This is a genomic window from Bosea sp. 124 (genome assembly GCF_003046175.1).
In the GTDB taxonomy this organism is placed as follows: Bacteria; Pseudomonadota; Alphaproteobacteria; order Rhizobiales; family Beijerinckiaceae; genus Allobosea.
In genome coordinates this window covers 3,222,105-3,232,029 of sequence record NZ_PZZM01000001.1, presented here as the reverse complement: position 1 = coordinate 3,232,029, position 9,925 = coordinate 3,222,105, and the positions used below count along the sequence as shown (strand labels likewise).

At 63.8% G+C, this 9,925-nt stretch carries 14 protein-coding genes; 7 read left to right on the top strand and 7 right to left on the bottom strand.

The window, feature by feature from the left end; translation table 11 throughout:
• Window positions 1-5: 5 nt before the first annotated feature.
• The 4 genes from C8D03_RS26975 to C8D03_RS15280 are packed head-to-tail and all read right to left on the bottom strand — an operon-like array spanning window position 6 to window position 2,718.
• Window positions 6-134 (bottom strand): hypothetical protein, encoded by a 129-nt coding sequence (locus tag C8D03_RS26975; RefSeq protein WP_282568597.1) that lies wholly within the window; start codon window positions 132-134, stop codon window positions 6-8.
• A complete protein-coding gene (locus C8D03_RS15290) occupies window positions 103-996 on the bottom strand; it encodes an ABC transporter substrate-binding protein (RefSeq protein ID WP_108047391.1) in 894 nt (297 codons plus the stop codon). Before C8D03_RS15290 ends, C8D03_RS26975 begins: the two co-directional genes overlap by 32 nt.
• A gap of 58 nt (window positions 997-1,054) precedes the next feature.
• Window positions 1,055-1,879, bottom strand: a complete 825-nt coding sequence (locus C8D03_RS15285; protein WP_248308486.1) for an ABC transporter permease — start codon at window positions 1,877-1,879, stop codon at window positions 1,055-1,057.
• Complete coding sequence (locus C8D03_RS15280; protein WP_108051682.1) at window positions 1,876-2,718, bottom strand: IclR family transcriptional regulator; 843 nt, start codon at window positions 2,716-2,718, stop codon at window positions 1,876-1,878. Before C8D03_RS15280 ends, C8D03_RS15285 begins: the two co-directional genes overlap by 4 nt.
• A gap of 145 nt (window positions 2,719-2,863) precedes the next feature.
• On the opposite strand from C8D03_RS15280, the gene C8D03_RS15275 reads away from it, so the two are divergent.
• The 3 genes from C8D03_RS15275 to C8D03_RS15265 all read left to right on the top strand — a co-directional run bounded on the left by C8D03_RS15275 (window position 2,864) and on the right by C8D03_RS15265 (window position 5,168).
• Window positions 2,864-3,562 carry a hypothetical protein gene (locus C8D03_RS15275; protein ID WP_108047387.1) on the top strand — a complete coding sequence of 233 codons (699 nt, stop codon included), beginning with the start codon at window positions 2,864-2,866 and terminating at the stop codon, window positions 3,560-3,562.
• Window positions 3,562-4,344, top strand: a complete 783-nt coding sequence (locus C8D03_RS15270) for an SDR family NAD(P)-dependent oxidoreductase (protein ID WP_108047385.1) — start codon at window positions 3,562-3,564, stop codon at window positions 4,342-4,344. Before C8D03_RS15275 ends, C8D03_RS15270 begins: the two co-directional genes overlap by 1 nt.
• A 635-nt stretch (window positions 4,345-4,979) precedes the next feature.
• Window positions 4,980-5,168, top strand: coding sequence for a hypothetical protein (locus tag C8D03_RS15265; protein ID WP_108047383.1), 189 nt, complete (start codon window positions 4,980-4,982; stop codon window positions 5,166-5,168).
• A gap of 316 nt (window positions 5,169-5,484) precedes the next feature.
• Here C8D03_RS15265 and C8D03_RS15260 read toward each other — a convergent pair whose 3' ends face one another.
• Together C8D03_RS15260 and C8D03_RS15255 are read right to left on the bottom strand one after the other, a co-directional pair.
• A complete protein-coding gene (locus C8D03_RS15260; RefSeq protein ID WP_108047381.1) occupies window positions 5,485-5,721 on the bottom strand; it encodes a hypothetical protein in 237 nt (78 codons plus the stop codon).
• Window positions 5,722-5,744: 23 nt separating this feature from the next.
• On the bottom strand, window positions 5,745-5,942 hold the full coding sequence (locus tag C8D03_RS15255; protein WP_108047379.1) for a hypothetical protein: 198 nt from the start codon (window positions 5,940-5,942) through the stop codon (window positions 5,745-5,747).
• 266 nt (window positions 5,943-6,208) lie between these two features.
• Here C8D03_RS15255 and C8D03_RS15250 point away from each other — a divergent pair, with 266 nt between their 5' ends.
• Window positions 6,209-6,496: a hypothetical protein gene (locus C8D03_RS15250; protein WP_108047377.1), complete on the top strand. Its 288-nt coding sequence runs from the start codon at window positions 6,209-6,211 to the stop codon at window positions 6,494-6,496.
• 789 nt (window positions 6,497-7,285) lie between these two features.
• Here the strand turns inward: C8D03_RS15250 and C8D03_RS26195 are convergent.
• Window positions 7,286-8,155: a hypothetical protein gene (locus tag C8D03_RS26195; protein WP_146170184.1), complete on the bottom strand. Its 870-nt coding sequence runs from the start codon at window positions 8,153-8,155 to the stop codon at window positions 7,286-7,288.
• A 262-nt stretch (window positions 8,156-8,417) separates the two neighbouring features.
• Between C8D03_RS26195 and C8D03_RS26640 the strand changes: the two genes are divergently transcribed.
• From C8D03_RS26640 to C8D03_RS15230, 3 genes are all read left to right on the top strand, one after another.
• Window positions 8,418-8,648 (top strand): hypothetical protein, encoded by a 231-nt coding sequence (locus tag C8D03_RS26640; RefSeq protein WP_108047375.1) that lies wholly within the window; start codon window positions 8,418-8,420, stop codon window positions 8,646-8,648.
• A gap of 125 nt (window positions 8,649-8,773) precedes the next feature.
• Window positions 8,774-9,358 (top strand): MlaD family protein, encoded by a 585-nt coding sequence (locus tag C8D03_RS15235; protein ID WP_108047373.1) that lies wholly within the window; start codon window positions 8,774-8,776, stop codon window positions 9,356-9,358.
• Entirely contained in the window at window positions 9,355-9,903 is a 549-nt protein-coding gene (locus C8D03_RS15230) for an MlaD family protein (RefSeq protein ID WP_108047371.1), read from the top strand. The genes C8D03_RS15235 and C8D03_RS15230 overlap by 4 nt, the downstream gene beginning before the upstream one ends.
• The last annotated feature ends 22 nt before the right edge of the window (window positions 9,904-9,925 follow it).

Below are 9,925 nucleotides of genomic sequence, written 5' to 3'. Positions count from 1 at the left end.
CGTCCTCACGAACAGGCTGGGGCCGAGGCCGGCAGCAGTTCTGTGCTGTAGTAATCGGTGATCGGCTTGTCCTTGGGCAGCCCGAGATACTGGGTCAGGAGGTCATAGCTGACCGCCCAGTTCTTCTCCGGCACCTTGCCGAGCGTCGTCGCTCCCGGAGCGCAGCAGCTTGTTGACGACATCGAACTGGGCGAGCACCTGTGCCTTCTTCACCGCCGGAAACTGCGCCACGACGGCGTCGGCTGCGGCATCGGGGTTCTTCCGCGCCGCGTCCCAGCCCTGCAGGCTCGCCTCGACGAACTTCTTGAACAGGTCCGCCTCGGCCTTGATCCGGTCGTCGCGGGCGATGATCGAGAGGCCGACCGTCGGCACGCCGACGTCGCGGTAGAAGATGTCGGTCACCTTGAAGCCACGCTCGCGGATCTGGATCGAGTGGAAGTCGGCGCCGCCCAGGATCGCATCGACCTTCTTTTCCAGAAGCGCGCCGACGAAGGCAGCCGGGTCGATGGCGATCACGTCGACCTTCGACTTGTCGATCTGGTTGCTCGCCAGGATGGCTTCCAACAGAATCGTCTGGGCCGTGCCGGGCTGCACGGCGATCTTCTTGCCGACGAGGTCCTTCGGCGAGGCGATGCCGCTCTCACTCAGCGAGATGATGGCGAAGCCGTTGGTCTGCAAAACGGGAGCGATGATCTTCACCGGAGCCCCCTTGCTGCGAAGCTGCATGGCCGCGGGCGCGTCGGCGAAGCCGACATCGGCCTGGCCGGTGGCGACCATCTGCGCCGTGGTGCCGGAGCCCTTGCCTTCCTCGATCGTCAGGTTGATGCCGGCCTTCTCGTAGAGGCCCATCTGCTTGGCCATCATGAAGCCGGCATTCGGCGCGGCAGCGAGGAAGTTCAGCGTGATCTTCATCGGCTTGCCAGCGCCTTGCGCGAAGGCGGTGGTCGCGCTCAGCGCCAGCACGGCGACAGTGGTAATCAGGGTGCGTCTGTTCATGGTTCCATCCTCCCAGATGTCCCGGTTGATCCCGGATTGATGATTTGTGGGGTGGTTCTCAGGTCTTGCGCTGCCAGGGCATCAGCAGCACCTCGAGCCCGTCGACGAGGTAGCTGAACAGGATGCCGACAAGGCTGAGCGCGACGAGGCAGGCGAAGATCAGCGGCATGTCGAGGAAACTCGTGCCGCGCAGCAGCAGGTAGCCCAGACCCGAATTGGCGCCGACGAACTCGCCGACGATCGCACCCGTGGCAGCGAAGACGGCCGAGACCTTGAGGCCGGAGAAGATGTAGTTGAGCGCAGCCGGCACCCGCACCTTGCGGAAGGTCTGCCAGGGCGTCGCGCCCATTGAGCGGGTCAGATAGAGCACACGCTCGTCGAGCGCGCGGAAACCGGTCATGCTGGCGACGAGTGTCGGGAAGAAGCAGAGCAGGAAGGTCAGCAGCACTTTCGGAAACAGGCCGAAGCCAAACCAGACGACGAAGAGCGGTGCGATCGCAATCTTGGGCACGAGCTGGAAGAAGACGATCACCGGATAGACCGCTTTTTCCAGCAGCCTGACAGAGACGATGATGTAGCCGAGCGGGATCGAAATCACCGCCGCCATCAGGAAGCCGAGCACGATCTCGTTGGCGGTGACCAGCGTATGCTGGAAAATGAGAGCGCGGTCGGTCCAGAGCCGCTCGAAGAAGGCACTTGGCACGGGCAGGATGTATTCCGGCACGCCGGCCAGCGGCACGAGCCACTCCCAAGCGAGCAGCAGCACGGCGAAACTGGCCAGTGGCCAGGCGATGGCCGAAGTCCACGCGGCCGCTCTGCCAGAGCCCGTCTCGCGCGGGGCGGCGGGCCGCATTGTCGGGGCGGGGGCTGCGTCGTCGGTCATGCGCTGGTTCCCGCCTGGAATTCGGGCTGCGGTTGGCTCCTGGGGGCGGGTCGCACGGGCGATTGCATCTGTCGCCGGCGAAGCGGCCAGATCGCGGCCATCTCCTGCGCCGCCTCCCGCAAGGCCTGAGCGATCGGGCCGCGCCGTTCCTCGCTCATGCGCGGCATCGGGCCAGCGACACTAAGCGTGCCGGCGATGGCCGCGTCGGGGGCCGGGCCTGCGCGGAAGACGACGGCCATGGCGACGGTGCCGATCTCGCCCTCCTCGACGGCCAGCGCGACCCCGCGCTGGCGGGTCTCGGCCAAATGGCTGCGCAAAGCATCGACATCCGAGAGGGCGTTGGGGCCGCCGGCCCGGAAGCCGCGGGCGCAGACGATGCGCAAGGCATCCGCTTCGGGCAGGGAGGCGAGCCAGGCCTTCCCGGTCGCGGTCGCATGCAGGACGATCTCGGCGCCCATCGGCGGATCGTAGCGCAGCCCCGCGGTCGCGCCCTGGGCTCGGGCGATCCAAACGAGGTTCTCATCCTCGACCACCGCGAGCCGGCAATATTCGCGGGTCTTCCGGGCGAGCGCGTCAAGCACGATCTGGCCGGCATCGGGCAAGCCGCGCAGGTCGAGATCGCGGAAGGCGATCTGGGCCAGCTTCAAGGTCAGCCCGTAGGCGCCGGTCGCGGCATCCTGGCTGACGAAGCCGCGCTCGACCAAGGTCGCGAGCAGGCGATGGGTCGCGCTGAAAGGCAGGTCGAGGCGCGCCGAGAGCAGGCTGAGGTCGACCCCGCCGGGCTCGCCCGACAGCGCCTCCAGCACCTTCAGCGCCCGCTCCACCGCTGCGATCGTCACCCAGCCATCCCCTGCTTCCACCCCGTGGTTTTATTTTTGGAAATGATTTCCAATTCAGAATTGATTTCCGTATAGGAAGCTTCAGCGGCGGAGTCAAACGCGCCTCGCCGCAGAGCCGGGAGGCGACGATGCTGGGAGGGCTGCCGTGAGCTTGTGTGGAGAGGGCGCCGTCGCGATCTGGCACGACATCGCGCCCGAGGGGCGCGACGCGTTCTATGCCTGGCATGGCCAGGAGCACATGCCGGAGCGGCTCGGCATACCGGGCTTCCAGCGCGGCCGGCGCTATGTCGCGATCGAGGCCGATCTCGAATTCTTCAACCTCTACGAGGCCCTCAGCGTCGAGGTGTTGAAGGGCCAGGACTATACGGCACGGGTCAATGCACCTACGCCCTGGACCCTCGCCACGGTGAAGCATTTCCGCTCGGTGGCGCGCTCGATCTGCCGCGTCGCGCATAGCGCAGGCCCGGCCCAGGGCGGCCTGATCGCGACCCTGCGCTACGATGTGGCCGAGGCCGATGCGACAGCCCACAAGGCCAGCCTGCAGCGCCGGATGATTCCCGAGCTGCTGGAACGCCCCGGGATCGCGGCCGTGCATCTGATGACGGCCGATGCGGAGGCGAGCGGCGTCGCGACCGCGGAGCAGACGGCGCGTGGCGTCGCCAACGCTGTGCCGCGCTGGATCCTGCTGGTCGAGGGGTGGGGCGACGAAGCCGCTTTCGTCGCAACGTCGAAAGCCGAACTCGCCGGCGGACAGCTCGATGCGATCGGCGGCCGGGGTCCGTATTCGCTCGGGCTCTACCGCCACCAGGTCACCCGCACCAAGACGGCCTGGAGTGCCGGCTGATGGGCGCGACCTATGACCTGTCCGGCCGCTTCGCGATCGTCACCGGCGGCGCCGGCGGGCTGGGGCGCGGCATTGCCCGGGCACTTCTCGATGCCGGGGCGCGGGTGGAGCTCTGGGACGTCAGTGCTGCGGCTCTCGCCGAAGCCGCGGCCGAACTGGGAGAAGGCGTCGGCATCCGCACCGTCGACGTGACCGATGCGGCGGCGGTCGACCGCGCCGCGGATGCGGCTTTCTCCGCTGGCGGCGGCGTCGATATCCTCGTCAACAATGCCGGCGTTCTCGGCGAGGTGAAGCCGGTCTGGGAGACCTCGCCGGAGAATTTCCAGCGCGTCCTGCAGATCAACCTCTTCGGCGCCTATCTGGTGACGCGCGCCATCGTCGGGCGCATGCGGCAGCAGGCGCCGCGCCCCTCGCGGGTGACGCCGCATCCGCTGCGCGGCCATGTCGTCAGCATCGCCTCGATCCAGGGCAAGGAGGGCATGGCCAGCGCCGCGGCCTACAGCGCCTCGAAGGCCGGGCTGATGGCGCTGACCAAGAGCGTCGCCAAGGAGACGGCGCAGGACGGCATCATCGTCACTGCGGTCACCCCGGCAGCCGCCGAGACGGCGATGGCGCGGGAGATCTCGGCGGAACGCCGCGCCGATATCCTCGGACGCATCCCGATGGGGCGATTTGTCGAGGTCGAGGAGGTGGCGCGAATGGTGCTCTGGCTCTCCTCGGACGAGTGCTCGTTCTCGACTGGCGGGATTTTCGACCTTTCAGGCGGCCGGGCGACCTATTGACTGCTCTCAGTCTGCTCTGCCGATCGATGAGATCCGCTACAAACGAGCACGCGACGCGGGTCGTCCGACGGCTCACGTATGATTCGAGACCCGATCGCCCAGCAAGACGCCTCGAGCCAGGAGCCTGGCGCTACGGGGATCCGCCGACTCAGCCGTTCCTACTCCCGCTTCCCCAGAGGCTGCCTTTTCCACAGCCCCCGGTAATCCAGAGCGTAACATTTTCTGGCTCGTCACAGTGTTACAATAACGACTTAACCCATTGTTTTTATTGCACCGTAAGCCAGTTCAATCCTCTATCGCAGCACCAGCCCACCCCCGCTTCACCCTGCCGCCGTCCCGATCGGCTATACTGCGCGGGATCCGGGGACTCAACGTTTCCTCCGAGCGCGGACCATGCATCTCGCGGACTTTATCGAACGACGCGGATCAAATGTTTGGTCCAAGCCGCGCATCACGATCGAAGCTTAGCGACCGCCTAAGCCCAGTGTGATAACGACAAGAGGCCAGCCGGTGCAGATCGGCGGGCCTTCGTGTCCCGCAGCGCCTGCCGCTCGCTGCGGTGTTCCTCGACCAGATCAATCAGTTCCCAATCGATCGCGTCGTGATCATCATCCATCTCAGCTGGCTTCGCTGACATGATCCCCGCCCTTATCTTTGGCGATTATATACTTGACGCACCAGAGCAAGAATCGCGTGGCAACCTAGCGGCGAAGGCGCGTATCGCGGTGCTGGCCGCGTCGCTTCTGGACGCCGCCGGCGAGGAGGAACTGTTCCAGTTGCAACAGGCGGCGAAGCTTTGGGGAACGAGGCTGGAACTTGCTTGAGAGCTAGCGGAAATCCTTGAGACTGCACGCCAGCCTAGCAGAATAGCCCCTAAATACCCAGAGACCCGGCCATCAATCAATCCCAGCCTTGGCTTGGGCGGCGCGCCGAGTGCGCCCGGATCTGGCCGAGCCGGCGGGGCCGACGCCGCCGGACAATCAGCAGCCAGCCTTAGCACTCGTTTAACCAACCGGGGCTAACCTGAACTGCGCTTGTTACCGCGGCGCAGGACGCCGGACCGCTCCGTTGCCCCCCAGCTGTACGGACCGGCGTCCCCGCCTCCGCTGGTTTCCCGATCGCGGGTTCATCGCCCATTCGTCAATCAGTGGGCGCGAGCCTGCACGTTGATCGCGTGAACGTTTCGATGTGCTCGAGTGCGGCGTCCAGTGTCTTAAATGGCCCATGCTTCATCGCCCGCATCGAGGCGGCAACGCGCTCGCCCGGGAAAATGCGATATTGGCCGGGCTCGACCTGCTCGACGACTGCGACATGCCGGCCCAGCAAGTCGACCAAATTCCAAGCGCCCAGAGCGGTTGGCGTAACGATGATATCCATGCTCGAACCTGCCCCTCCACAACTTAGGCTTGGCGTCTGCGCTCGAGGCCCTGTTGCTGCCGGAGCAAGTCGGTCAAACGCTCCTGCTGCTCTGCAAGTCGCGCCGAGATGCATTCCTCTGCGCTAGCACCCGAAACCGCGGTGGCCTGAACCGTCAGATCCTCGATATTGCGACGGGCTATCGCGATCCGGTCTTCCAGGTTGTCGATCGCGTCAGACATTGGTTGGCTCTCCCTGATTGCAATGGTAAGGCCCGGCCACGCCGAAGCGAACCGGGCCCGCTGACTATCCCACGCCGCATCGGGGCATATGGTCGGTATAAGATGGAACGCCGCCGCGGACCGGGTGTTACGCATCGCACAAAATCGGATGGATCGGCTTACTGTAAACCTTTTCCAGCGAGCGCTAGCGGCCACGTCGCGTCGCTTGACATCCGCCCACGCTCGACGAGCATTTACGCATCGGGGATGCGCTTGAGATCGTGGACATGGACATCACCTCGAAGCGTGGATTCGCCCGGCTGATGCTGCGCTTGCCGGAGTATCGGACTGAACTTCGACAACACGCCGACCACCCGCAGTTAAAGGAATTGGGCGAGGCCTATGAACTCGCATTCGAGGCGGCTGCGTTCTGGAGCAGATCGACCGCGAGCGTCGCGTCCGCTTGCACGGCGGAATACCGGGATCTTGTATTCGACCTCGAGCAAGATGTGCTGCATTCCCTCGAAGTAGCCAGTCGCTCGCGGGACACAACCTTCGACGCCGCCAAGCACTGACCTGCTTAGGAGCCTGCTGTCAGAGGGTCCGCGCGCTGTATGCGGCATGGATCAGGCGGCAGTGTGCAGACGAAGGAACTGTGCCACCGGCTACGGATTGTTCGGCTAGGAGGGTCATGCCATGCTCGATACCATCAAACCTATCGAAACGATCGAGGAATGGGAAGACGCCCGCAAACGCCTCGAGACTACGGGCGATAAACGGCAGGGACTGATCGCCGCTGTGGAAAATGGGAAATGGACCACGCGATGCCCAAGGCGATCCCGCCGATCGGCAACTGAGCTAATCAGATCTCCTGTCCATCCGGAGATTCGACCGCGCCCGCCCATAGCGCCAGCCAGACCGTAGCCTATTCTAACCTCGCCGGCCGGGAAGTCAGCATCCCGTCGGAACAGTGGAAGTACGCCATCAACGGTCAGGATGCCTTCGAAGTCCAATGCGATGATCGGCTCGTCTTCGACGATGAGCACCCTCGACCGGGGCTGCATCGATTGCATGTGCTGGGGTTCTAAAATCACTTGTCGCAGTTTGGACCGCCTAATGCCTGCACGGTAGCCCTGTTTCGTCAGCCGAGTCGATCCCCGTGACGTCCACGCCGATGTGGCGACATGCCTCTAACACCTTGGCCAGCACTTCAAATAGCTACCGCGACTTCACTAGCCCTCCGATTGGCTGCGGCAGTACATCCGTGGCGACGCGATCCAATGGAGAGCAGGCAGGCGCCCGGCCTTGGGAGGAATTTGGGCGCCGCCGTGAGAACGAGGTGTTGGCGTGTTTAGCTCGGTCGCTCAACGCGCAAACACGTCGATCTCTTCGTCGCGATGACGGCCGCCCAAGATGGCCGCGAGATAGGCCGCGGCCGCGCCGACAAGCAGTACGGCCGCCGTCATGAATGCAACGATGACGCCCGTCTTCCGTGCTTTCTCGGCCGCCTGCTTGGCTGTCTCCTTCGCCTGATTCAGCCGAGCATAGGCATCGTCGATCCGCTTCTCTGCTTCGGCCTGCGGGATGTTCATACGCACCGCCATGCGTGATGCGATGTATCCGCGATCCGCCCCATCGAGACTGCCACTCGCCAGGCTGCGGACAAGAATACGGGAAGCTTCATCACGCTCGCCCTGTGTCACAGGCTCAGTGCCATTCGCACGCATAATGCTATCGACGGCTGACGCGAGCGGATCAGCCTGCTGGCTGATAAGAGCGCCAGCTCCGCCAGCCGCTGCGGCAGCACCAGTCGCCGCTGTCTTTGCCGCGCCCACAAGCGACGATGAAGTCAGGAAAGCAACAAGCAGCGCACCGACCGCCCAGACCACCAGCCCGTGGGCGCCGTCCCGGACGCCGCGCTCATGTGAGCTGGAATCTGCCAGTGGCTTGCGCATCCTGCCGGCGAGATAGCCGCCCGCGCCGCAGGCCGAGACGGTTATCCAGAGCGCCCACAACGCACCCGCGATGGCGAGGGCTACGACGCTCGTGGATCGCGCGGCGTCAGCGGACACCAGCGACAAGCCAATGGCAGAGCCGAAGGCCGCCATCAGGGTCGATATAGCGGCCGAAAGAACCGCTCCCCCGAGGATAGGGCTCGATTCGAGATACGATCCAGACGGCGCTTCGGGGCCGGGAGGGGTGACGACAACAACGTCGGTTGAACCAAGTGACATGGCGATACCTTCAGCGCAGACCGAGGAAAGACAGGATGGCCAGGACGACCACCACGAGACCGACGAGATAGATGATACTGTCCATGACAGCCCCCATTTGCAGGCGCGCCAATGCGCAGATGCCGGCTCAACCTCAGAGCTCGGCGAGATGTTCCGCGCATTCGTGTCGCTGGCTGGCCGAGCGGCACCAAGCCGGATCAACCCGAGGGTTCGGAACTGTTCGACCCGGACGATGTTGAGGCTCTGCCGAGGAGGTGACGTCATGCCGCAAACTGTTGCCAGCGATGAGGCCCTGGATCAGGAGGGTTTCGATACGAAGCCGTCTCCCGGACGCTTTCGGCCTTTTGGCGGCTTTTTGAAGCTGATCGTGGCGGCGGACTCATCAAGCTCGCTTCTCAGCCGGGTTCGCGCAGGCGCGACCCTGCTTGCCCTGCTGGCCGCATTCGCAGGCGCCGGATATTTCCTGCCCGCCTACTTCTCGCAGTATTTCTGAAGGCTTCCTGCTAGACCGGCGTATGCCTTAATAGGCATGGCGACCAGCCATTATCGAGCGATGGCCTGTTCAGGCGGCGGCTGACCATCCCGCCTGCCGATCGAGTTGAAGGAAGCTGTATCGGTATGAAATCGCAAGCGAGTCATGCGCTGGTGGGGCTGTTCGCGCTTGCGGTTGTGGCTGGGTTGTTCGGGTTCGTTTACTGGTTCAACACCGGCAGCGCCGACAAGATGACTGACGTCCGCCTCATCTTTAACGATAAGGTGTCGGGCCTGGCGCGCGGTACGAGCGTGCTGTTCAACGGACTGCAGGTTGGTGAGGTGACGCATATTGGCCTGCAGCCCGACGACCCGCGCCAGATCTATGCTGTCATCAGGGTTGATCGGTCAGCGCCCTTGCGTGTCGATACCCGTGCGCGAGTTGAGGCGCAGGGACTCGCGGGCGTCGCCGCCGTCCAACTGCTCGGTGGCGATCCGAATTCTCCGGTCTTGACCAAGCTGGAGGGCAACCCCTTCCGACCATTATTGCCGAGCCGTCTGAAAGCATCTTTGAAACCGTGCGTAGCGTTGCCAAACGCGCCGACGAGGCACTCGACGGCATTGAAGCCGCGGTCAAGGCAAATGCGGGATCAATCGGCGATGCAATCAGAAATACGGAAGAGTTTTCGGCTTTGCTCAGCGGCAATTCTGATTCTGTCGCGAGCTTCATGAAAAACATCGGTGCCGTAGCCGACTTCATCGCGCCGGCTTCGGAAAAGCTTGGCTCCTTCAGCCAGGAATTGACCGAAACTATCCGCGCGATCGATCAAAAAAACATCGCTTTGGTTATCGACGACGTCGAGAGGTTCACCGTGGCGCTTGGCAGTGGCGAAGTCGGAAAGGCGGTGAAGGATGTTGCCTCGACGGCCGAGAAGCTCAGCAGGGCTGCCGATCAGGTGGAGGGAGTGCTCATCGGAGCACAGTCTTTCCTGAACAGCGCTTCTGGGCAGGATGGTCGAAGCGCGTTCGACGATGTTCGCGAGGTTGCCAAGTCCCTCCGCATGCTCGCCAACAATCTTGATAAACGCACGGCAGAGATAACCGCTGAAATCATACGCTTCACGAGCGCCGGTCTGCGCGGCGTCGAAACGTTCACAAGCGACGGGCGGCGATTGCTCACGGGCTTCGGTCGCACTGTGCGGGGTGTCGAACGAGACCCCCAAAGCTTGATTTTTGGCAGCAAGCCCCAGCTACCTCAATTCAATGGACCCCGGTAGCGATGATGATCTGCCGCAATTG